Source organism: Ruegeria sp. CH11, assembly GCF_056537105.1.
This window is the reverse complement of sequence record NZ_JBQFQX010000008.1, coordinates 39,812-61,966: the sequence shown is the minus strand read 5'-3', so window position 1 is coordinate 61,966 and position 22,155 is coordinate 39,812. Positions and strand designations below refer to the sequence as shown.

Annotated in this window: 26 protein-coding genes; 19 read left to right on the top strand and 7 right to left on the bottom strand. The window is 59.1% G+C overall.

Annotated elements, in window-relative coordinates; all coding sequences use genetic code 11:
- The first annotated feature begins 12 nt into the window (after positions 1-12).
- On the top strand, positions 13-528 hold the full coding sequence (locus ACR0LX_RS13780; protein WP_480784208.1) for a hypothetical protein: 516 nt from the start codon (positions 13-15) through the stop codon (positions 526-528).
- Positions 529-531: 3 nt separating this feature from the next.
- Here ACR0LX_RS13780 and ACR0LX_RS13775 read toward each other — a convergent pair whose 3' ends face one another.
- A complete protein-coding gene (locus ACR0LX_RS13775) occupies positions 532-1,419 on the bottom strand; it encodes a sulfotransferase domain-containing protein (protein ID WP_480784207.1) in 888 nt (295 codons plus the stop codon).
- A 304-nt stretch (positions 1,420-1,723) separates the two neighbouring features.
- Between ACR0LX_RS13775 and ffh the strand changes: the two genes are divergently transcribed.
- The 11 genes from ffh (at position 1,724) to ACR0LX_RS13720 (ending at position 9,070) form a co-directional block, all read left to right on the top strand.
- Positions 1,724-3,229, top strand: coding sequence for a signal recognition particle protein (gene ffh / locus ACR0LX_RS13770; RefSeq protein ID WP_480784206.1), 1,506 nt, complete (start codon positions 1,724-1,726; stop codon positions 3,227-3,229).
- The gene (locus ACR0LX_RS13765; protein ID WP_480784205.1) at positions 3,226-3,783 is read left to right on the top strand and encodes a GNAT family N-acetyltransferase; all 558 of its coding nucleotides are present in this window, start codon (positions 3,226-3,228) and stop codon (positions 3,781-3,783) included. The genes ffh and ACR0LX_RS13765 overlap by 4 nt, the downstream gene beginning before the upstream one ends.
- Positions 3,780-4,331, top strand: a complete 552-nt coding sequence (locus ACR0LX_RS13760) for a GNAT family N-acetyltransferase (protein ID WP_480784204.1) — start codon at positions 3,780-3,782, stop codon at positions 4,329-4,331. Before ACR0LX_RS13765 ends, ACR0LX_RS13760 begins: the two co-directional genes overlap by 4 nt.
- A complete protein-coding gene (locus ACR0LX_RS13755; RefSeq protein ID WP_480784203.1) occupies positions 4,328-4,867 on the top strand; it encodes a GNAT family N-acetyltransferase in 540 nt (179 codons plus the stop codon). The genes ACR0LX_RS13760 and ACR0LX_RS13755 overlap by 4 nt, the downstream gene beginning before the upstream one ends.
- Positions 4,864-5,160 (top strand): chorismate mutase, encoded by a 297-nt coding sequence (locus ACR0LX_RS13750; protein ID WP_039541590.1) that lies wholly within the window; start codon positions 4,864-4,866, stop codon positions 5,158-5,160. Before ACR0LX_RS13755 ends, ACR0LX_RS13750 begins: the two co-directional genes overlap by 4 nt.
- A gap of 42 nt (positions 5,161-5,202) precedes the next feature.
- Complete coding sequence (gene rpsP / locus ACR0LX_RS13745) at positions 5,203-5,592, top strand: 30S ribosomal protein S16 (RefSeq protein WP_480784202.1); 390 nt, start codon at positions 5,203-5,205, stop codon at positions 5,590-5,592.
- 12 nt (positions 5,593-5,604) lie between these two features.
- Positions 5,605-6,240, top strand: coding sequence for a 5,6-dimethylbenzimidazole synthase (gene bluB, locus ACR0LX_RS13740; protein ID WP_480784201.1), 636 nt, complete (start codon positions 5,605-5,607; stop codon positions 6,238-6,240).
- Positions 6,241-6,383: 143 nt separating this feature from the next.
- Positions 6,384-6,887: a ribosome maturation factor RimM gene (rimM, locus tag ACR0LX_RS13735; protein ID WP_480784200.1), complete on the top strand. Its 504-nt coding sequence runs from the start codon at positions 6,384-6,386 to the stop codon at positions 6,885-6,887.
- Positions 6,887-7,702 carry a hypothetical protein gene (locus tag ACR0LX_RS13730; RefSeq protein WP_480784199.1) on the top strand — a complete coding sequence of 272 codons (816 nt, stop codon included), beginning with the start codon at positions 6,887-6,889 and terminating at the stop codon, positions 7,700-7,702. Before rimM ends, ACR0LX_RS13730 begins: the two co-directional genes overlap by 1 nt.
- A complete protein-coding gene (gene trmD, locus ACR0LX_RS13725) occupies positions 7,699-8,508 on the top strand; it encodes a tRNA (guanosine(37)-N1)-methyltransferase TrmD (RefSeq protein WP_480784198.1) in 810 nt (269 codons plus the stop codon). The genes ACR0LX_RS13730 and trmD overlap by 4 nt, the downstream gene beginning before the upstream one ends.
- A 136-nt stretch (positions 8,509-8,644) precedes the next feature.
- The gene (locus ACR0LX_RS13720; RefSeq protein WP_480784197.1) at positions 8,645-9,070 is read left to right on the top strand and encodes a hypothetical protein; all 426 of its coding nucleotides are present in this window, start codon (positions 8,645-8,647) and stop codon (positions 9,068-9,070) included.
- Here the strand turns inward: ACR0LX_RS13720 and ACR0LX_RS13715 are convergent.
- Positions 9,067-9,870 carry a glycoside hydrolase family 25 protein gene (locus ACR0LX_RS13715; protein ID WP_480784196.1) on the bottom strand — a complete coding sequence of 268 codons (804 nt, stop codon included), beginning with the start codon at positions 9,868-9,870 and terminating at the stop codon, positions 9,067-9,069. The two genes, ACR0LX_RS13720 and ACR0LX_RS13715, sit on opposite strands and share 4 nt — an antisense overlap.
- Before the next feature lie 380 nt (positions 9,871-10,250).
- On the opposite strand from ACR0LX_RS13715, the gene rplS reads away from it, so the two are divergent.
- Together rplS and rpmE are read left to right on the top strand one after the other, a co-directional pair.
- Entirely contained in the window at positions 10,251-10,634 is a 384-nt protein-coding gene (gene rplS / locus ACR0LX_RS13710) for a 50S ribosomal protein L19 (protein WP_170328369.1), read from the top strand.
- An 11-nt stretch (positions 10,635-10,645) separates the two neighbouring features.
- Positions 10,646-10,867, top strand: a complete 222-nt coding sequence (gene rpmE / locus ACR0LX_RS13705; RefSeq protein ID WP_480575555.1) for a 50S ribosomal protein L31 — start codon at positions 10,646-10,648, stop codon at positions 10,865-10,867.
- Positions 10,868-11,082: 215 nt separating this feature from the next.
- Here the strand turns inward: rpmE and ACR0LX_RS13700 are convergent, their stop codons facing one another.
- Both ACR0LX_RS13700 and ACR0LX_RS13695 read right to left on the bottom strand, forming a co-directional pair.
- On the bottom strand, positions 11,083-12,672 hold the full coding sequence (locus ACR0LX_RS13700; protein WP_480784195.1) for an MFS transporter: 1,590 nt from the start codon (positions 12,670-12,672) through the stop codon (positions 11,083-11,085).
- 156 nt (positions 12,673-12,828) lie between these two features.
- Entirely contained in the window at positions 12,829-13,716 is an 888-nt protein-coding gene (locus ACR0LX_RS13695) for an AEC family transporter (RefSeq protein ID WP_480784194.1), read from the bottom strand.
- Between the two features lie 214 nt (positions 13,717-13,930).
- Here ACR0LX_RS13695 and ACR0LX_RS13690 point away from each other — a divergent pair, with 214 nt between their 5' ends.
- On the top strand, positions 13,931-14,740 hold the full coding sequence (locus tag ACR0LX_RS13690) for a division plane positioning ATPase MipZ (protein WP_480575564.1): 810 nt from the start codon (positions 13,931-13,933) through the stop codon (positions 14,738-14,740).
- A gap of 24 nt (positions 14,741-14,764) precedes the next feature.
- Here ACR0LX_RS13690 and ACR0LX_RS13685 read toward each other — a convergent pair whose 3' ends face one another.
- Positions 14,765-15,790, bottom strand: a complete 1,026-nt coding sequence (locus tag ACR0LX_RS13685) for a LacI family DNA-binding transcriptional regulator (protein WP_480784193.1) — start codon at positions 15,788-15,790, stop codon at positions 14,765-14,767.
- Positions 15,791-15,870: 80 nt separating this feature from the next.
- Between ACR0LX_RS13685 and ACR0LX_RS13680 the strand changes: the two genes are divergently transcribed.
- Positions 15,871-17,052: a phytanoyl-CoA dioxygenase family protein gene (locus ACR0LX_RS13680; protein WP_480784192.1), complete on the top strand. Its 1,182-nt coding sequence runs from the start codon at positions 15,871-15,873 to the stop codon at positions 17,050-17,052.
- Between the two features lie 32 nt (positions 17,053-17,084).
- On the opposite strand, the gene ACR0LX_RS13675 is transcribed toward ACR0LX_RS13680, so the two are convergent.
- Both ACR0LX_RS13675 and ACR0LX_RS13670 read right to left on the bottom strand, forming a co-directional pair.
- Positions 17,085-18,311 (bottom strand): adenylate/guanylate cyclase domain-containing protein, encoded by a 1,227-nt coding sequence (locus tag ACR0LX_RS13675; protein ID WP_480784191.1) that lies wholly within the window; start codon positions 18,309-18,311, stop codon positions 17,085-17,087.
- A gap of 60 nt (positions 18,312-18,371) precedes the next feature.
- A complete protein-coding gene (locus ACR0LX_RS13670) occupies positions 18,372-18,824 on the bottom strand; it encodes a MarR family winged helix-turn-helix transcriptional regulator (protein WP_480575578.1) in 453 nt (150 codons plus the stop codon).
- 57 nt (positions 18,825-18,881) lie between these two features.
- Here ACR0LX_RS13670 and hmgA point away from each other — a divergent pair, with 57 nt between their 5' ends.
- From hmgA to fahA, 3 genes are read left to right on the top strand one after another with little or no spacing between them, the layout of a single operon-like run.
- Positions 18,882-20,237 carry a homogentisate 1,2-dioxygenase gene (gene hmgA, locus ACR0LX_RS13665; RefSeq protein WP_480784190.1) on the top strand — a complete coding sequence of 452 codons (1,356 nt, stop codon included), beginning with the start codon at positions 18,882-18,884 and terminating at the stop codon, positions 20,235-20,237.
- A gap of 1 nt (position 20,238) precedes the next feature.
- Positions 20,239-20,862, top strand: coding sequence for a LysE family translocator (locus ACR0LX_RS13660; protein ID WP_480784189.1), 624 nt, complete (start codon positions 20,239-20,241; stop codon positions 20,860-20,862).
- Between the two features lie 33 nt (positions 20,863-20,895).
- Positions 20,896-22,152, top strand: a complete 1,257-nt coding sequence (gene fahA / locus ACR0LX_RS13655; protein WP_480784188.1) for a fumarylacetoacetase — start codon at positions 20,896-20,898, stop codon at positions 22,150-22,152.
- Positions 22,153-22,155: the final 3 nt, after the last annotated feature.

Genomic DNA, 22,155 nt, shown 5'->3' with positions numbered 1-22,155 from the left:
TAGCGTGCCGTCATGAAAGTCACGCGCAACACCCCGAACCAACTGATCCTGTCCGACACGCCGTGGTTCATCGGCATCATGCTGGTTTTCTTCATTCTGGCCTTCGTCGGAGCGGGGCTGTTTCTGGCCAGCGAGGGTGGCGAGGGTATTTGGTTTGGTATCTTCTTCGCTCTCTTTGGTGGCGGGATGGGGGTCGGAGCCTTCTGCGCATTTGTCCGGCGCGTACAGGTCATACTGGACCGCAGCAAAGGCAGCATCGTAATCCGCAGGCAATCGGTCTTTGGCTATGACGTGGTCGAACATGATCTGTCGAATCTGTCCCATGCCGAGATCGAAAGCACAGTATCGCGCAGCGACAAAGGCTCATCGACCCTCTATCGCCCTGTCCTGATACTGGATGAAGGTATGAGCGCCGGGCGGCATCCGATTGTCGAGGCATTTTCGAACGGACGCGGGGCACATGAATTGGTCGATGCGGTCAATGACTGGCTTCCTGCCCGACAGGACAAAGCCCAGATACAAGCCTGACGATCACAATATCCGACCATGTTCCAGCCAGCCCCTTTCGGTCGGTGTCACCATCGCGGAAAAGCAAGCGTCATATCGAGCCATGTCTTCGGTGGTCAGCTTGCCCTCCCACTTGTTGCTGGTGCCCGACGCGAAGAAATTCGCATAATCCTGAAACGCGCTTTTGAACCCGGGGGCCTGTGACGCGCGCCGCGCGTTTTCCTTCATCGAGCCAAAGCTTCCGGCCTTTGCGATATCTTCAATCAACGCCGGCTCGATCTCGGTCTCCATAATCCCGGCGAGCCGCGCCACCTGCCCCGGCAGATCGCGGCTAAGTTCGGCGTAATGCAGGAAATGGATATTAGGAAGGTGTCGATACTCCCAGAACGATCGATAATGATGGACAAATGAGGCCAGCGTCAGATCGTCGGTGCCTTTGGATGATGATGGTCGGTCAAGGAACATCGCGAAGGCTTCTGACATGTCCTCGGGGAACAGGTAATCCAGCCAGTCATCCTTCATGTTCGCTACGTGGCTGCGCATCGAGAAATGCACGTCAATCGGATGCCTATGGACCACAAGATAGGTTGCGTCTGGCGAATACGTGATCCCGTCGAGAGGTGTGTGGGTTTTGATGCACCGCCTGTGCGTCTGTGCGACCAGCAACTTGTACTGCTTTTCCCGGTCTCGGAATCCACAATCCAGCCAGGGCGAGACCTGATTGTCGTACACCCCAGGATCGGCAGTTTTGGTGATCAGCATACGCACCAGGGTCTGCGTCCACGTGGTTCCGCATTTGGGCGGCGTACAGACAATGATGTCATCCGGGCGAACATCAAAACAGGACCAGATGTCGGTGTTCGTGACTTCACCAACATAGTCTTCGGTGCGCTGCGGCAATGGCTGACTCATGACCAATCTCCAACCCTGACCCCGATCTCAGGACGCTACACCACCCGGCCATTTGCTCAAAGCGCCTGCCTTGACTCATGGGACCCGTCAGCGTAGATGACGCCCAAACATCCGGAAGAGACCATCCTTCCGGTCCCTTGAGTCATTCAGGGATCGCCCCCCCACCAGCGAGTTTCGCCCGTGGGGGCAATGCTATTTGGCATTACCCCCACGTCTAATTCAGTGGGAGGGGGCAATTGTGAATTTAACCGGTGTTTCTTATCTGAGAAGCGCCACCAGATAACCGGCTAAGGAGGCCGAAGGCATGTTTGAAAATCTATCCGAACGCCTCTCTGGCGTCTTTGACCGGCTGACCAAACAGGGCGCGCTGTCCGAAGAGGACGTCAAGACCGCCCTGCGCGAGGTTCGGGTTGCTCTGCTTGAGGCTGACGTCTCGCTGCCGGTTGCCCGCGAATTCGTCAAGAAGGTGCAGGAACAGGCGACCGGACAGGTGGTCACCAAGTCGATCACCCCCGGTCAGCAGGTCGTCAAGATCGTGCATGACGCGCTGGTCGATACTTTGCGCGGCGAGGATGATCCCGGCGCGTTGAAGATCGACAACCCGCCTGCCCCGATCCTGATGGTTGGTCTGCAAGGCTCGGGTAAGACAACCACCACCGGTAAGCTGGCGAAACGCCTGAAAGAGAAAGAGGGCAAAAAGGTCCTGATGGCCTCGCTGGACGTCTATCGCCCGGCGGCGATGGATCAGCTGGCGGTTCTGGGCACGCAGGTCGGCGTCGATACGCTGCCGATAGTGCCCGGCCAGAAACCCGTCGATATCGCCAAGCGTGCCAAGCAGCAGGCCACGTTGGGCGGCTATGACGTCTATATGCTCGACACCGCGGGCCGTCTGCACATTGACGATGTCCTGATGGACGAGGTCGAGCAGGTCCGCAATGCAGTTGACCCGCGCGAAACCCTGTTGGTGGTTGACGGTCTGACCGGTCAGGTCGCCGTTGAAGTGGCCGAGGAGTTCGACGCCAAGGTCGGCATTTCCGGCGTGGTCCTGACCCGGATGGACGGCGACGGGCGCGGTGGTGCAGCGCTGTCGATGCGCGCGGTTACCGGCAAGCCGATCCGCTTTGTCGGTCTGGGCGAGAAGATGGACGCGCTGGAAACCTTCGAGCCAGACCGGATCGCCGGTCGTATTCTGGGCATGGGCGACATCGTTGCTCTGGTCGAAAAGGCCCAGGAAACGATGGAGATGGAACAGACCGAGCGCATGATGAAGCGCATGGTCAAAGGTCAGTTCAACATGAACGACCTGAAAATGCAGCTGGAGCAGATGATCCAGATGGGCGGCATGCAGGGCATGATGGGCATGATGCCGGGCATGGGCAAGATGGCCAAGCAGATGGATCAGGCCGGGCTGGACGACAAGATCCTGCGCCAGCAGATCGCCATGATCCAGTCGATGACCAAACGCGAACGCGCCAATCCCCAGCTTTTGCAGGCGAGCCGTAAAAAGCGGATCGCTGCGGGTTCGGGGATGGAGGTCAGCGACCTAAACAAGCTGCTCAAAATGCACCGGCAGATGTCGGACATGATGAAAAAGATGGGCAAGATGGGCAAAGGCAAGATGCTGAAACAGGCCATGAAGGGCATGTTTGGCAAGGGCGGCCCCTCGCCAGAGGAAATGGCCGCAGGCATGGACCCCAAGGCGCTGGAACAAGCCGCAAAGGCGATGGGCGGCAAGATGCCCGGCATGCCCGGAATGGGCGGCGGCATGGCGCTGCCTCCGGGTCTGAGCGGGTTCGGGAAGAAAAAGTGACGCCAGCACGCTGCACCCAGCCCCCGTCCGGAAAGGCGGCGATGGCAGCAGCGCAATATCGCGCGGCCCTGCCGGTCATTGAGACCCGGCGGCTGGTCTTGCGTGCGCCCACTCTGGACGACCTGCCGGTATGGACGTCGATCTGCAAGGACAGCTTTGGCGATACCGAACAGGACGCCTGGACCGAGTTTTCCTATTATACATCCGGCTGGCTTTTGCACGGTCACGGCCTGTTTGCGGTCACTCTGGCTGAGGGTGGCGAAACCGTTGGGTTCGTCATTCTGGGGCTGGAATGGGACGATCACGAGCCCGAGCTGGGATATTTGTTCAGCGCCCAGCATCGCTTGAAGGGTTACGCCACCGAAGCCTGCGCCGCCGTGCGTGACTTTGGCTTCGAATTGCTTGGGTCTGGCCAGTTCGTAAGCTATGTGTCGCGATCCAACACGCGCTCGAACGCTCTGGCACAGCGGCTGGGTGCGTCGCGCGATACGGCCGCCGAAGCCGCGTTTGGTCCGGACCAGCATGTCTGGCGCTACAACGAGGCGCCGTCATGAATCTCGCGATGTCCATCCCAACCGTTGAGACCGAACGCCTGATCATGCGCGCACCTTCCGAGGCTGATTTCGAGGCCGAAGCCGAGTTCTTTGCCAGCGACGCCTCGCATTTCGTGGGCGGGCCAAAGCGCCCCGATGAGACATGGCGCGCGATTGCCATGCTGCTGGGGCATTGGGCGATGCGTGGCTATGGGTTCTGGGGGGTCGAAGAGAAAGACACCGGAACGTATGTCGGGCGTGTAGGTCTCTGGTTCCCGCACAGCTGGCCCGAGCCGGAAATCGGCTGGACCCTTATGAACCACGCAACCGGCAAAGGCTATGCGACCGAGGCTGCACTGGCAGCGCGTGCTCACGCTTATGACGTGCTGGGCTGGGAAACCGCAATATCGCTAATTGATCCGGACAATCTGGGCAGCAAAGCCGTTGCTGAACGGCTGGGCGCCCGGTTCGATTACACCTACGAACACCCCGCATTCGGAACGATGCACGTCTGGCGGCACCCGGCGCCAAGCGATTTGGTGAATGGCGGGATGGAGGCCTACGCATGACCTCGTTCACGATCCCCACCGTCGTAACCGACCGCCTGATCCTGCGCGCGCCGCATCTGGACGATCTGCCCGCGATGACCGCGTTCTTCGCCACCGAACGCAGCCATATGGTGGGCGGACCTAAAGACGCCCTTGAAAGCTGGAGCTCATTGTCAAACCGGTTGGGTCATTGGGCGCTGCGCGGCTATGGCCTGTGGCACCTGACCGAAAAGACCAGCGGAGCGTTTGTCGGCTGGGCTGGTATGATCTACGTTCCCGGCTGGGCTGAACCCGAACTCGGCTGGACGCTGATGGAAGAAGCCGAAGGCAGGGGTCTGGGGTCCGAGGCCGCCGCCGCCGCACGTGACTATGCAGCCCGGCATCAGGGTCTGAATGGGGTGATTTCGTACATCGCCCATGCAAACGATCGCTCGCGCGCGTTAGCAAAGCGTATTGGCGCAACGCTCGAGCTTGAGAATGCCGAGCTTCTGGGAAAACACGCCCAGATCTGGCGCCACCCGCAGATCGACTTGACCACCGAAAGGACCGGCCAATGACCAACCCCGTGACCCAGGCCGCCGCGCTGTTGAAGGACCACCGCGAAAGCATCGACCGGCTGGATGCGATCCTTGTCTACACGCTGGGCGAGCGATTCAAGCACACGCAGGCTGTGGGCAAACTCAAGGCCGCACACGACCTTCCCCCGTCCGATCCCTCGCGCGAGGCCGCGCAGATCGCACGGTTAGAAGACCTGGCGAAAGAGGCCGATCTGGATCCCGATTTCGCCAAGGCTTTCCTGAACTTCATCATTCAGGAAGTCATCCGACACCATAAGAAACATCAGAACTAAACCGGCACCACGCCGGATACGCCATTCAAAGGAGATACCACCATGGCAATGAAAATTCGTCTCGCCCGCGGCGGCTCGAAAAAACGTCCCTTCTATCGCATTGTTGCGGCTGACAGCCGTATGCCCCGCGATGGCCGTTTCATCGAGAAACTGGGCACCTACAACCCGCTGCTGCCGAAAGACAGCGAAGAGCGCGTGAAAATGAACATGGAGCGCATCCAGTACTGGCTGGATCAGGGCGCACAGCCCACCGACCGTATCGCGCGCATGCTGGAAGCTGCCGGCGCCCGTGACAAGGCCGAGCGCAACAACCCCAACAAGGGTACCCCGGGCAAGAAAGCTCAGGAACGCGCGGAAGAGAAAGCAGCCAAGGCTGCTGAAGCTACTGAGGCGGCGGCTGCAACGGCTGAAGAAGCTGCGGCAGAAGAATAAGCAGGCGGGCGCGTGCGGGATCAGACTTTTTCCGACGATTTTCGCACGCAGTTCGATCTGTTGATGCGGCTCCGGCGCGATGTGCGCCGGTTTCGCACCGATCCGGTGGACGAGGCAGTGCTGACGCGCTGCCTCGACGCATTTCGACTGGCCCCATCGGTGGGGCTGAGCGAACCCTGGCGCGTGATCCGCGTCGAAAGTGAGGCCGCGCGCAACGCGGCACTGAAAAATTTCCAAACCGCAAACGAGCAGGCGCTGGCCGGATATTCCGGCAACAGGGCGCAGCTGTACAGCCAGTTGAAATTGTCGGGCATGCAAGAGGCCCCGGTTCAGCTTGCCGTGTTCTGCGACGATGCCACCGACAAGGGACAGGGTCTGGGTGCGGGCACCATGCCCGAGATGCGGCGCTATTCGGTCGTCTCGGCCATCACCCTATTCTGGCTGGCGCTCCGGGCCGAAGGGTTGGGGCTGGGCTGGGTGTCCATTCTGGACCCCGCTCAATTGGTGCGGGATCTGAGCGCACCGGACGACTGGCACATGATCGGCTATTTCTGTGTCGGTTGGCCCGAAGACCTGTCAGACACGCCAGAACTGGAACAGGCAGGTTGGGAAAACCGCAACGACACTCTGACAATCGAGGTGCGATAGGCGGATGTTCGGGCTAATTCGACTTCCCATCCTGTTGCTGATCGCCTTTATTGTCGGCGTGTTCTTTGAACGTTCAAATCAACGCGAAGCGTGCGAGGCGCGCGGGCAATGGCAAGATGGGCTATGTGTGACGGATGAGCCAAATGAGTGATCTGATCTGCGTCGGCAGCATTGCAGGCTCTTACGGCGTGCGTGGCGAAGTTCGTCTGAAAAGCTTTTGCGCCGTGCCCGAAGATATCGAATCCTACTCGCCCCTGACTGACGAGAAGGGCAGCGAACGCTACCCTGTGGTCCTGACCCGCCCGATCAAGAACGGCTTCGCGGCGCGGCTGGGGGGTATTGAGACCAAAGAACAGGCTGACGCCATCAATGGCCTGCGCCTCTTTGCGCGGCGCGATCAACTGCCGTCTTTGCCCGATGACGAGTTTTATCACACCGATCTGATCGGGCTTGAGGTTTACGACACCGGCGGCACGCTGCTGGGCCGGGTGAAAGCGGTACAAAATCATGGCGCGGCGGATTTGCTGGAACTTCATGGGCCGGGGCTGAAATCAACCGTTCTGCTGCCCTTCACGCTTGAAGTTGTGCCAACGGTCGATCTGGAACAGCGTCGCATCGTCGCCGACCCGCCTGAGGGCCTGATGTAATGCGAAAGGTGTTGCTGCATCTGGGTCTTCACAAGACCGGCACGACGGCAGCGCAGTCCTTTCTGTACGAAAACCGCCAGCTGATCTGGCGGCATCATGCGCTTGTCCTGCCCTTTCGAACCCGAAAACTGGGCCTGTCGGATGCGGCAACCCGGTACTCGGTCTATGGCACGCACAGTACGCTGACCGAATTCTCCAACCCTACACGCAACCTGCTGGCCGATCTCGATTTCGGTGAAAAGCGCGGACTGATCCTGAGCGAAGAGAACTTCTCGGGCCTTCGACCCAGCCGCAATGTGGCCGTGGGTTACGAGGCTGCGCCCGAGTTGGCGGCCTGTCTGGTCAGCCTGATCCGCAACCGGTTTGTGGACGAAGAGCTCGACATCACGCTGTATTATTCTCTGCGGCAGCGGACCGAATGGTTGCGCAGCCTTTGGGCTCATGACCTGCAACGCAGCCGGCTGTTGCAGGATTTCGACGCGTTTCAGACCCGGATGCGCTCCGTCCCATCGCCCGAAGACGCCGTCGAGGCGATCCGCGATCGCCTGCCAAACGCGCAGGTCCGGTCTGAATGGCTGCACGACCTGCAACAACATCCGCTTGGACCGGGCGCTCCCTTTGCCGCGTTTCTGGACCTGCCGGACCCTGAAGCGCAGGAATTGGTCAGGCCCAAACGCAGGAATTCGGCCCTGCCCGTTGAGGCGTTGGCCGAGATATTGGCGTTGAACCGATCCAACCTGGACGAACCCGAATTGATCCGGCAAAAGCGTGCCCTTGTTCAATCTGCCCGGAAAGACCCGATCGGCATCACATGACAGACCAACCCGGAAAATCACACGGCCGCAAGGCGATCCGCCCTACGCTGAAACCGCGCGAGTTGATGACCCCGACACCCGATCTGCATGGTGTCTGGAAGGCCAAGGTCATCACACTGTTTCCTTCGGCCTTTCCCGGCGTGCTTGGCGAGAGCCTGACCGGTAAGGCGCTTCAGGACGGGTTGTGGCAGTTGGAAACCGTCGACCTGCGGCCGTTCGGTATCGGCAAGCACCGCAATGTTGATGACACGCCCGCAGGTGGCGGCGCAGGAATGGTTTTGCGCGCGGATGTTCTCGGCGAGGCGATCGAGCATACGATGGCAGGTGTTCGCGGCAATTGGCCCTTGATCTATCTCAGCCCGCGCGGGCGGCCCATGAACCAGCAAATGATGCAAAACCTGGCGCGTTGCGATGGTATGACCCTGCTGTGCGGTCGGTTCGAAGGTGTTGATGAGCGCGTGCTGGACCATTACGGCGTTCAGGAAGTCTCGCTGGGCGATTTCGTCATGACCGGCGGCGAGATTGCGGCGCAGGCGCTAATCGACGCCACGGTGCGACTGATCCCCGGTGTCTTGGGCAATCAGGCATCAGCGGAAGACGAGAGCTTTTCTTCCGGACTTTTGGAGCATCCGCAATATACGCGGCCCGCTGACTGGAAAGGGCGCGCGATACCAGAAGTCCTGATGTCGGGCCATCATGGACGTATCGCGGAATGGCGACACGAAATGTCCGAACAGATCACCCGTGAACGGCGGCCGGATCTGTGGGAATCCTACGTGAACGCATGCGACAAAGCGGCGGACTGACCCAGCTTCGTGTGGCCGACAAGTCGCATGTTGAGGCTTTCTGACCGCACCGCTTGAAGCTGATCGTTTCCGAAAATACTCGTCTATTAGATGTTGCCGTGGGCAATTTGAGTATCAACGCATAACAGGCTGTAAAATGAAAAAAATCTTGTGCTTGGCCGTGCTTGCCGTTTCGGCGTGCACCACCAAACCCCTTGGAATGTCGGTGCCTACCCAGGCTGGCCACAATCTGCACTCGGCCCGCGTTGCGGTTCAGTCTTGCTCGACCGAGGCGGATATCGGCGGCGACAGCGCTGTGATCGGCGCCTACGCAACCGGCATCCTTCTGACGACGCCACTGATCGGTGCCATCGTCGGTTACAACACACAGGACTCGGTGCGCGCGCAGGGTGAGATCGACCAGGTCGACCGCTGTATGACCCGGCAGGGCTTTGAACGCCGCAATCTGACGGATGGCGAGCAGTTCTGGCTGAACGATGCCCATGGAGAAGAGCGTGTCAGACGGCTGGATCACCTTGTTGGTGGCGGCACGATTGAAACCTATGGTGCGCCAAGGGCCTAAGAGGCCCCGGCCTTCCATCGCGCCCAAATCTCGGGCGAGCCGTTAAAGGTGTTGATGTCAACTTTCCCTTGCACGCCCGGCACCAAACCGGTGCCGGTATATTGCCAGAAGCGCCAGACGGTCCGGGGATAGACCTCGCGCGGATGACCCGCGACCGAGCGCAGCCAGAATTCGGTTTTCGGCAGACGGCCGATATCGGTATCCTCGAAGAAATCAACTGTCGTGTAGACAATCGGTCGACGACCGTAATGGCGCTCAAGAATGTCCAGGAACCGCTGCGCCTCGGCCCGGATTGTTCGGCCATCCGGGCGTAAAGTGCAGGTTTTGGAATGCGGCGTCCATTCCATGTCCAGAACATGTGGCAGATCGGCCCCCCTGGGCACGTTCTGGATGAACCACCGCGCCTGTTCCGCGGCCGGTCGGCAGAAATAGTAATAGTGGTATGCTGCCCAGGGCACCCCAGCCGCCTGCGCGCCCCGGCGATGATCTTCGAACAGCGGGTCGGAAAAGTCGCCGCCTTCGGTGGCTTTGATGAAGGCAAAGCTGACCCCCGACGCCTTGGCCGTACGCCAGTCGATCGGACCCTGCCAGCGCGACACGTCCAACCCATGCACAGGGTAGAGCCCGGGATGCCGCCCCTCCCACTCATGCGGGTCCGCGTCTCCAAAATCGGGATAGATCACCGATGGCGCGGTTGCATCGGCGAACGCCAGCGGATCAACGGCCTGCGGCTGCGGCCCGCGCCGCCCGCAGGAGACCAGCGCAATGGCCAAAAGGGCCAGCAACATAGCTTTATGCATCATCTGTTCCTGTATCTGAAATCTGCTCTTGTAATTGCTCTCAGAATGCCTGATTGGCGGCGCAAGGCAACGGTGCAATTTTCAGACGGCAAAAACCCACCATCAGGCACCGATGTTATTGGCAAATTGGGCTTGATCCCTGTCCGCAAATTCCTTAAACGAGCGCAATCCGGTGCCGCACAGTGCGACTCCGGTGTTTTGGTTTGCATCATGGCGAGACGCCCGGCTTTCTTCTGCAGGGGCGCGGCATGTCAGACCGGACCAAAGGAACATTCGATCTGACCTCTGGCGGGCTGCACGCAGGACCCGGTGAAGACCAAGAGCTCTCAGGCCGTGCCCAAACTTCGTGGACCAACCACGAGCAGATAGGAGTAACTGCGATGGACCTGATCGCACAGCTTGAGGCGGAACAGATTGCCGCCCTGGGGAAAGACATCCCCGATTTCAAAGCCGGAGACACCATCCGTGTCGGCTTTAAAGTGACCGAAGGGTCACGTACCCGCGTGCAGAACTACGAAGGCGTCTGCATCGCGCGCAAAGGTGGCAGCGGCATCGCCGGTTCGTTCACCGTCCGTAAAATTTCGTTTGGCGAAGGCGTGGAGCGTGTGTTCCCCCTGCATTCGACCAACATCGACAGCATCACCGTTGTCCGCCGTGGCCGCGTCCGTCGCGCCAAACTGTACTATCTGCGCTCGCGTCGCGGTAAATCCGCACGTATCGCAGAGGTTACCAACTACAAGCCCAAAGCTGGCGCCGAAGCGTAAGGAACGGAAAGATGAAAAAAGACATCCATCCCGATTATCACGTCATCGACGTCAAAATGACCGATGGCACCGTTGTGCAGATGAAATCCACCTGGGGTGCCGAAGGCGACCAGCTGGCTCTGGAAATCGACCCCTCCGTGCACCCTGCATGGACCGGTGGTTCGTCGCGTCTGATGGACACTGGCGGCCGCGTGTCGAAGTTCAAAAAGAAATACGAAGGTCTGGGTTTCTGAACCTGAACCCTTCGAATTGGAGAAGCCGCCCACCGGGGCGGCTTTTTTCTTGGCTGGGGGCTATTGTGTAAACCGCGCCACACGAACTTGGCAGGCGGTTTGAAACTCGGGCTTTTGCTCAGTGGTCCATTAAAGCAGCTTCGCCTTATTTCCCCGGATCAAATTGCATTGGCCCAGACCCTGCCCTTGAGGCCAAACCAACCGCACCTCAAGCCTTATTTCCGTGTCAGTTTTGCGGCCTCATGCAGCGGCGGAACAGGTCCACGCAGCAGGAATAGCGACAACACCATCGCGGTCAGCGCGGCCAACGCCCCGACCAGCATGGCGCTGTCAAAGGCGTTGTCTTGCAAATCGCGCAAAGCCTGTGCCAAGGCGGCCCCGGATTGCGGATCAAGTTCGGCGATCAAACCCTGAATCTGGCTGGGCGTTCCATGTGTCAGCGCGTGGGCCAAATCCTCGCGCTGCGTTGATCCGTCTGGCAATGCAGCAATCACTTCGGACAAGCCAGCGCGGATGGTCCGGGATTCAGCGACACCTCCAACAACCGCGCCAATGGTTGCCCCAAAGTACAGGAAGGCGTTGATGACGCCCGAGCCCTGCCCCATATGCTCTTCCGGCAACAGGCGCAGACCCAGCCTCGGCAGCAAAGAAAACCCGATGCCCAGCCCGATCCCGACGATCACCAGTTTCCACCAGAATTCCGCATAGCCCGTGGTCGACGTTGTCGTTGTCAGCAGCAGTAGACCGCAACCCATGAACCCCATACCCAACAGCACAGGCCATCTGAAGCTGTACGGCGCCAGAAAGCGCGGTGCGGTGACCGACACCACAAACATGCTGAGGCTCAATGGCATGATCGCGGCACCGGCGGTCACAGACGAATAGCCGAACGCATCGGGCGACTGCACGAAGGTGTTGAAATAGACAAAAAAGCAAAACAGCGTGAAGCCGGTAAAGAACATTCCGGCCGCCGCCATAAAGTACCGTGGGTGGCGGAAATATCGCAATTCGATCAACGGATCATCGCTGCGGCGCGCGGTGATCACCAACGCGACGGCTGCGATAGCCGATATTCCCAAGGGCACAAGCGTCAGCGCACTGCCCCATCCCTTGCTTTCTCCATTGCTCAGCGCAAAAGACAGCGGCCCCAGTAGCAGAACCAGCGCGATTGCCCCCGGTAGGTCGAATTCAGCACCGCTCTGGCGCGTGTCCGGCACATAGCCACGTTTATGCACGCGCAACCCGATCACAAAGGCGACCACCAGCAGCGCAAGGTCAGTCGCAAACACGCCGCGCCAACTGAGGTAATGCGCGAAGGAACCACCGACGATGGGCCCTACTCCGATGGCAAGCCCGACAATCGCACCCCACGCCCCGGTGACGCCCGCCCGCTTTTCCTCGGGCGTCGCGGCGGTCAACAAGGACAGCGAGGTTCCGAACAACGCAGCCGCCCCCGCACCCTGCGCACCGCGACCGATCAAAAGCATCGCCGTGTCCTGAGACAATAGGACCGAAGTCGAGCCGATGGCAAAGACGATCATGCCAAAGAAAAAGACACCCATCTTGCCGGTTATGTCGCCCAACCGACTGACAATGGTGACCAGCGCCGCACTGACCACGGTGTAGATCGCCATCACCCATTGCAGCCCTGAAGGGGTCAGGTCGAACTCGGCCTTGAGGTTTGGCAGAATGGTCGCGACCGCAGTTGTGTTGAACCCGACCACCATCATGCAGATCGCAGTCATTGCCAGGACAACTCTGGCCCCTTTCATGTCGGATGTATCTTTGGCGCTTGCTGTTGACATCACCTCACCTTCGGGACCGTTTTGCGTTCCTTGATCTGAATGGACCCCGGCACTGCCTGTCGTCGCCGAGTGTCCCTTTCGCGTAACTTATAGACGGCGCAGCAAATTTTGTCGCCGTCAACTGGCGCAGAGCGATCAAAAATCACGCGCAGCACCTCAAATCCAGAAGGTCAAAGCCAACGGCAACACCACAATCGTCGCCAAGGTCGAGACCAGAATGAACCCCGCCACATCCGGTCCGTATTCCGGCACGTGCTGGTCGATGAACAGATAGGTCGCCACTGATGACGGCATCAGGCAGCACAGGATCAATGCACCGCGCTCTGCACCGGTGAACCCGAACAGCCACACAAGAACGCTGGCGATGACAAGCGCCATGACAAGGTGCAAAGCAGTCAACAGCACGGCCCGCCCGAGGCTGCTTATACGCAAGCTTGCCAAGGTGTGGCCGAGCGTCAGCAACATCAGCGGGATCGACAGGCCACCGAGGATATCAAAGGACTTGGCAATCGGCTGCGGCAGGCTCTGCCCCGTGGCCATCAGCAACAGAGACAGGATTACCGCATAAATGATCGGCGACGTCGCCAGCTTTCTGGCCGAGAATGAACCTGCCGGGATCCACATCCCCAACGTGAAAATGCTGATCAGAACAACCACCACGAATGCCATCGTATAGGCCATTCCAGCGTCGCCCAACGCCAGCAATGTGATTGGCAGTCCGATATTGCCCACATTGCCATGCATCAACGGCGTCAGGAATGCGCGAACCGGTAAGCGCAGCGCTTTAAGGGCCGCGAATCCGAGCACCCCGAATCCTGCAACGGCCAGCGCAGCAGCGCTCATCATGTCCAAAAAGTTCCCGACCGCCAGATTGGTTGTGGATAAATGCGAGATGATCAAGGTCGGGTAACCGACCTTCGACACGATGCCGCCAATCACCTTGTTGTCGAAGGGGGCCTTGGTCACGGCCAGGCAGTATCCGACGCCTGCACAGATCAAAACCGGCAGTACCACGTTCAGAACATTGAGAAACAAGTGATCCACGTTACGCCTTCCCGTTGCCTGCGCTCAGACTGAGCGGTCGTCTTGAATTTGACAACCGCCTGTTTTCGGCACTACCTGCACAGCAAAACCCCGAACCGCAAAGGTGGATATTGCCACAATCGTAGGCTCAGAGTTCTTCCCTTCCCACCCGACACAACATATAGTGGGTCGCAACAACGTGTGGGGAAGCACGGCGGGACTTGGGAATACAGGCATGGCACATATCATCGTAGTGGGGAACGAAAAGGGCGGCGCGGGAAAATCGACCGTTTCAATGCATGTCGCAACCGCACTGGCGCGTCTGGGCCACAAGGTCAGTACGCTGGATCTGGACCTGCGCCAGCGCAGCCTGGGCCGGTATTTCGAGAATCGCGGGAACTTTCTGAATGGCTCCGAGGTTGCGCTTCCCAGCCCCCGCCACCATGACCTGCCCGAGATCGACGCCAGCAAGCTGGGACCGGGTGAAAACATCTATGATCACCGCCTGTCTGCCGCCGTGGCCGAGCTGGAAAGCGACAGCGACTTTATCTTGATCGACTGCCCGGGATCACACACGCGCCTGAGCCAGGTGGCGCATTCCCTGGCCGACACATTGATCACCCCGCTGAACGACAGTTTCATCGATTTCGACCTGCTGGCACGGATCGACACGAAGGGTGAGAAAATTCTGGGCCCGTCGGTTTATTCCGAGATGGTCTGGAACGCGCGGCAGTTGCGCGCTCAGGCCGGGCTGAAACCCATCGATTGGGTCGTTGTGCGCAACCGGGTCGGTACCCAGCGCATGGTTAACAAGGAAAAGATGCAGCGTGCGATCGAGATGCTGTCGCAACGCATCGGCTTCCGCGTGGCCTCGGGCTTTTCCGAGCGGGTGATCTTCCGCGAACTGTTCCCCCGGGGCCTGACCCTGTTGGACCTCAAAGATATCGGGGTCAAGCAGCTTAACATCTCGAACATCGCTGCGCGTCAGGAACTGCGTGATATGATGAAAGAGTTGAGCCTGCCGGGCGTCGAGATCGACTTTTGATCCGAACAAACACCTTCAGGCACATCACCTTTGAGGCGGGACATTTTCTGGTGTCAGCACCTGAACCGTCGAGATCGGTGTTTCTATTTGGCTGGATGAAAGTTGATGAAACTCTAGGAAAGCGTCAAAGGCGTTTCTTATGTCCAGCTTCAGATCGTGGTGCAGAACAAAGTCCAATTGCTGCCTTCGGATCAGTTCCCGATTTTCCTGATCAAGATCGTGGGCCACGTAGACATCCGGCCTCAGCCCGTTGTCATCAAGCGCTTTCAAGATCGATCGGTTGCCACCGCCCATCGAATAAACGGCGCGCAGATCAAGCGCGCTGTTTAACGCGGTCGACAAAACTCTGGAGGTTTCAAAATCGACGCCACTGCCGCCTTGTACTGAAACAATTCGCAAACGCGGACACCGGACTGACAAGGCGTCGACAAAAGCTGTCTCTCGCTCTTCTTCTCCAAGAAAGCGTTCATGGCTGCGCGTGGCCAAGACAGCTCCGGACGCATCACCGACCGACTTGGCAACAAGGTAGGCAGCCGTGCGTCCCGCGCCTGCGTTGTCCAGTCCGGTATATGTAATCCGGTCAGTTTCGCAGATATCCGTCACCAATGTGACTACGGGAATGCTGGCCGCCGACAATCGGTTCACCATTGCTCTGATCTTCGGGGTGTCCCGCGCCTTCAGGCACACGCCTTGGCTGCCGCGTTTCAAGATCCGCTGCAAGGCACCAACAACTTCGTCTTCTTCCATAATTTCCTGCTGCAGAAACCGAGGGCGGCAAACCGCGCTTCCGATCTGAGGAAGAATTGCTTCTGCTGCGGCTTTCACTTCGCTGCTAAATCGGCGCGGTGCTTCCACGACAAAATCAAAAAACAGGCGTCTCCCTCGGGCGGCAAGTTGAGCTTCTTGCGCAATCAACTCATTGACCGCCGCCGTCACCCGCAGCTTTGTCTGCGGACTTACATGCGCCCGGTCATTGAGGACCCGGTCAACCGTTGCGGTCCCCAACCCGGCCTGTCTGGCGATTTCTTTAATTGGAAAACGATGTGTCATTTGATGTGTTTCTGATGTGTTTTTGCGCTCAAATCAATCGCTGTACCGCTATTCTGATCGTAACCGAGGGAGAAGCCGCCATGGTTAGCACCAACTGCGACAATATTCGCTACTATGACCCAGAAGCCTGCGATCTCAGCGAATTCGCAGCACTTATAGACCAGCGCGTTGCGCCTGAATCCGTTCCCCATGCTGCTGCGATCGAAAAGAACGTGCCGATCTATCATGTGGAAGACATTCAACCCTTGTTGAATGACCCTTCTAAACGCCGAACCATTCTGGGTGAATGGGCGCAGGTTTTTCAAACAGGTGCCGGGGTAATTGCCCTCAAGGGTGCCTATGCAGATACGAGCGTGATCGATGAGGCGACCTCAATTTTCGAGGACGTCATCGCCAAAGAGAAATCGGCCGCGCTGGGCGGCGGTGATCATTTTGCAGCGTCCGGAGCTAATGACCGGATCTGGAACTCACTCCAAAAATTGTGCGAGTTCGCACCGGGCGTCTATATGCGCTACTTCGCCAACACTTCGATCGCAGCGGTTTGCGAGGCATGGCTTGGCCCCAACTACCAGATGACGGCGCAGGTCAATCTAGTTCATCCCGGTGGTGCAGCGCAGCAGGCGCATCGCGACTATCATCTGGGATTTCAGACCGCCGCGATCAGCGCCAGCTATCCGACGCATGTCCATGACCTGTCACCTGCTTTGACGTTACAGGGCGCGATTGCGCATTGCGATATGCCGGTCGAAAGCGGGCCGACAAAACTGCTGCCTTTTTCACAAGCCTACAAACCGGGATACGCAGCGTGGCGGCGCGATGATTTTCGCGCGATTTTCGAGGAGAACTGCGTTCAGATCCCGTTACAGAAAGGCGATGCTGTTTTCTTTAACCCGGCGCTGTTTCACGCTGCCGGCGCCAACACGACGACGGACGTGCACCGAATGGCGAACTTGTTGCAAGTATCCTCGGCCTTTGGGCGCGCCATGGAATCCATTGATCGGGATGCAATGTGCAGGCTGATCTACCCGCAACTGTTCCAGGCGCAGAGCGACGGTACTCTCAGCCCCGCCGAAACCAGCGCCGCGATTGCTGCCACCGCCGAAGGGTATTCGTTTCCGACGAATCTGGACCGCGATCCCCCAAAGGACGGATTGGCGCCCGAGACACAGGCGGCGTTCATGCATCGTTCATTGGCCGAAAACATGAGCCCGACAGACCTGGCTGCCCATCTGGATGAGATGAAGGTGCGGCAATCGCCCTGATGCCGCTATTGCCCCGCATCGGTTATCCCGTTTCAGGTGTAGACCGTGAACAACTCTTTCGGTTCAGCCACACCACGCAGCATATATCGGCCAACCGATACCAGATCATGCGCGCAGGGCCGCGCCGCGCGGGCCACGTCATCCGACAACAGGATGCGCTGTCCCAGCGATCGGTGCATCCCGGCGATCCGCGCGGCCTGGTTTACGGCCGGGCCGATGACCGTAAAGTCCAGACGGCTTTCAGCACCGATATTGCCATAAAGGATCTCTCCGGCGTGCAGGGCAAGAGTATAGTTTGTCACCCGCTGCCCCTCGGCCGTGCGCCGTGCGTTCAGCTCGGACATACTGTCCTGTAACGCTGCAACAGCATCCAACGCTGCGCGGGCGTCGGCGTCGATCTCGCCCACGTCGAAGATCGCCATCAGACCATCGCCCATGAATTTCAGGATGCTTCCGTCGAATTGGTGAACAACTTCCACGGCAACCGCCAGATAATCGTTCAGCATGTCGATGATCTCGGCCCCGGGAAGCTCTTCTGAAAGGCCGGTGAAGCCTTCGAGGTCAAAGTTCCAGATGACCGCGTCGATCTGCTGCAGAGAGCCGCGCCGGATTTCCCCGGACAGGACGCGCTGACCGGCATCGCGGCCCAGATAGACGCGCATCAGGTCGCGGGCGATGGTTTCGCCGGTTGCTGATTTCAGCGCCAGACCCAGATGCGGCAGCGCGCTGTTGATCAGGTCAAGGTCCGCGTCCCGAAACCCCGCGGGTGCATTGCTGGTCCAGGACATCAGCACGCCATCTATGCGCTTGTTGGCGCCCGTATGGTCAGGCCGTGACGGGGCGTTGAAATGAACACCGGTCGCGTAATACTCGGTGGCACCGATTTCCCGTAATTCGTTGATCATGGGGTAACGGCTGGGCGTATTCTGATCCACGATCCGTTCATGCACCACATCCAAGCCGTCGTTCAGGATGGCGTATAACGGGCTGAGCCGCCATTGATCGCTTGGCGTCTCGGTATAGTCAAAGGTTTGAAACTCTCCGCCGCGCCCTGTGTACCAGCTGTACCCGGTGCCGCCATAGGCCGGGTGCAGAGCAGGCTGGGCCGCGTGGAACCGCATCAGCGGCACCTCAAGCTCCAGCAGTTTGTTGCAATAGCCGTCCAGCAGATCCTGCTCGCCCGCGCCTTCAAGGCCACGTGTCACCAGCCAGTCGATAAGCTCGTATGATTTTGCCGCGTTGGGGTCCGAGGCCATCATGTCACTTTCCTGTGTCGTTCCATGACCCATCTGGGGGTTCGCACCGGCAAATACCAGTGGTCATTCAAATCCAGCCAACCGTCTCAGCATCATGCGCAACAAGGCCGCCTCACCCGTTGTGAACTGTGCCGCAAGTCGGGCATCGTATTTCTCGGCGATCGGTCGAAGCTGGCGATAGGCGGTCTGGCCCGCAGGCGTCAGGGACAGGTGTTCGACCCGCCTGTCGCTTTCGTCCCGATTTCGCCTGAGGAACCGGCGCTGTTCCAGTTTGGCAACTGCGCGGCTTATCTTGGTCTTGTGGACCTTGGCCCGCAGGCCAATTTCCTTGGCTGTCATCTCGCCATAATTTCCCAAGTGAAACAGCACACGCCATTCTGTGCGCAGCATCCCATAGCGATTCTTGTAAAGCTGCTGAAACTCCAGCGAACTGGCCTCTGCCGCCTGATTTAACAGGAAAGGCAGGAAATCCTGCAGATCAAAGTCATCTTTTTTGTCGTTACCGGGCTTTGTCATCCTTGTTAGTTACAAAATCAACTATTATTCGACAAGTAGCAAAGAGAGGAAAGTGTCATGAACCGCCCCACTACTCCGCATCAATTGACGCAGGCAGCAACGCCTGTTGGTACGCAAGCCGGCTACATGCCCGGCTTTGGCAACGATTTCGAAACCGAAGCGCTGCCGGACGCCCTGCCGCAAGGCATGAACAGCCCGCAAAAGTGCAACTACGGCCTTTACGGCGAACAGCTCAGCGGCACGGCGTTCACCGCCCAGCACCCCGAGCGGACGTGGTGCTATCGCATCCGCCCTTCGGTGAAGCACTCGCACCGGTATGAAAAGATCGACCTGCCCTATTGGAAATCAGCGCCCTGCGTCGATCCGGATGTCATCAGCCTGGGCCAGTATCGCTGGGACCCTGTGCCTTATTCCGACAGTGGCCTGACATGGCTGACCGGCATGCGCACAATGACCACGGCCGGTGACGTCAACACGCAGGTCGGCATGGCCAGCCATGTCTATCTGGTCACCGAGTCAATGACGGATGACTATTTCTTCTCGGCCGATTCCGAATTGCTGGTTGTCCCGCAAGAAGGGCGGCTGCGCTTTGCAACCGAGCTTGGGATCATTGATCTCGAGCCGAAAGAAATCGCGATTCTGCCGCGCGGGCTGCTGTACCGTGTCGAGGTTCTGGAAGGACCTGCACGCGGGTTTGTCTGCGAGAATTACGGCCAGAAATTCGAGCTTCCCGGTCGCGGACCGATTGGCGCGAACTGCATGGCCAACCCCCGCGACTTCAAGGCACCCGTGGCGGCGTTCGAAGACCGCGAGGCCCCCTCGACCGTCACGATCAAATGGTGCGGCCAGTTCCATACGACAAAGATCGGGCACAGCCCGCTGGACGTGGTGGCATGGCACGGCAACTACGCGCCCTACAAATACGACCTGCGTACCTACTGTCCGGTCGGCGCCATTCTGTTCGATCACCCCGATCCGTCCATTTTCACTGTCCTCACCGCACCATCCGGGCAGCCGGGGACTGCGAATATCGACTTCGTCCTGTTCCGCGAACGCTGGATGGTGATGGAGGACACTTTCCGCCCGCCGTGGTATCACAAGAACATCATGTCCGAACTGATGGGTAACATCTACGGCCAGTATGACGCCAAGCCGCAGGGCTTTGTGCCGGGCGGAATGAGCCTGCACAACATGATGCTGCCCCATGGGCCTGACAAGGATGCGTTCGAGAAAGCCTCGAATTCAAACCTTGGCCCGGACAAGCTTGAAAACACCATGTCCTTCATGTTCGAAACCCGCTTTCCGCAGCATCTGACCGCGTTCGCCGCAGACGAAGCGCCATTGCAGGATGACTACATCGACTGCTGGTCGGATATCGAAAAGAAGTTCGACGGCACGCCCGGAAAGAAATGACATGAGCGCGGATACCTGGATCACCTATGTTGTGACGGTCCTGGTACTGATGAGCACGCCCGGGCCAAGCCAGTTGCTGATGCTGTCGAACTCGGCTGCAAATGGTCTCGGGCGTGGCCTGTTTACCGCCGCCGGAGACCTGACTGCAAACCTCTTGCAGATGTTGGCTGCAGGTCTCGGGCTGGCCGCATTGATTGCGACCTCGGGCATCGCGCTTTCGGTCATCAAGTGGCTTGGCGTTGCTTATCTGGTGTTTCTTGGCGCTCGGACCCTCATTCGGGCCGAGCGCAAAACAACAGATGTCGCCACGACCGCCAGCCGCAAGGCGCTTTGGCTGCAAGGATTCATCACATCGGCCGCCAACCCGAAGGCCGTTGTGTTCTTTGCGGCCCTGTTCCCGCTGTTTATTGACGGCGCGTTGCCGTTCTGGCCGCAATTCGCCATCCTTTCGGCCACCTATCTGATCATGGATGACCTGTTCCTGACCGCCTATGGCGGCTGCGCCAGTTGGCTGGCCACGCGGCTGAAAGGCCCGGCGCGGCTTTGGCTGGACCGGATCGGTGGCAGTTTCATGATCCTGGCCGCGATCCTGCTGGGGCTAAAATCCATTCGACCGGTATCGTGACCGGAAATCTCTGAGACACATGAAGGACAAGTAATGCCTTTGAAAACATCCTGGGTGACCTCGGCCAATGACGCCAACCACCCGTTCCCGCTGAACAACCTGCCCTACGGTGTGTTTTCGACCGAAGACAGCGACCCCCGCTGCGGTGTTGCGATCGGCGACATGATCCTGGACGTATCGGCAGCCGAAGCCGAAGGGCTGATCGCGCTGGCCGACGAGCCGCTGTTCGACCTGCCATTCTGGAACCCGCTGATGGAGGAAGGTCCCGCGGTCTGGGCTGCGCTGCGCGACCGGCTGACCTCGCTTCTGTCCGAAGGGTCAGACGAGCAGGCAGCGGTCGAGCCGCTTCTGTTGGTACAAAGCGACGTAGACATGCACATGCCGTTTGCGGTCAGCGAATACACCGATTTTTACGCGGGCCGAAACCACGCCTTCAACGTGGGCACAATGTTTCGCGGTCCCGAAAACGCGCTGCCGCCGAACTGGCTGCACATCCCGATCGGCTATAATGGGCGCGCATCCTCGGTCGTGGTCTCGGGCACGGATATTCGCCGCCCCTGGGGCCAGCTGAAATCTCCGGATCAGGACAAGCCCGCATTTCTGCCCAGCCGTCGTTTCGATATCGAACTTGAAATGGGTGCCATCGTCGGGATGCCGTCGGACGGCCCGATCACGGTACAGGAGGCGGACGACAACATCTTTGGCTATGTCCTGCTGAACGATTGGTCGGCCCGCGATATTCAGGCGTGGGAGTACCAGCCGCTGGGGCCATTCCAGGCCAAGGCGACCGCCACCTCGATCAGCCCGTGGATCGTGACCAAAGCCGCGCTGGAGCCGTTCCGCTGCGATGCGCCCGCGCGCGAGCATGAGTTGCTGGATCACCTCAAGGATTGCGGACCGATGCTGTATGATATCGACCTTTCGGTCACCATGGCGCCCGAAGGCAAAGCAGCAACGACCATTACCGAAACCAACTACAACCGGATGTACTATTCAGCAGCTCAGCAACTTGCACACCATACCACATCGGGCTGTGCGATGAATGCGGGCGACCTGCTGGGATCCGGAACCATATCCGGCCCGACCAAACCGGAACGCGGATCATTGCTGGAACTCAGCTGGGGCGGGAAAGAGCCGCTGACGCTGGATACCGGTGAAACCCGCAGCTTCATCGAAGATGGTGACACGCTGACCCTATCCGGGACTGCCAAGGGCGACGGTTACACGATCGGCTTCGGCGATTGCGCGGGCGCTGTGCTGCCTGCACTAAGCGATCCCTACGCCCGCTAGTCG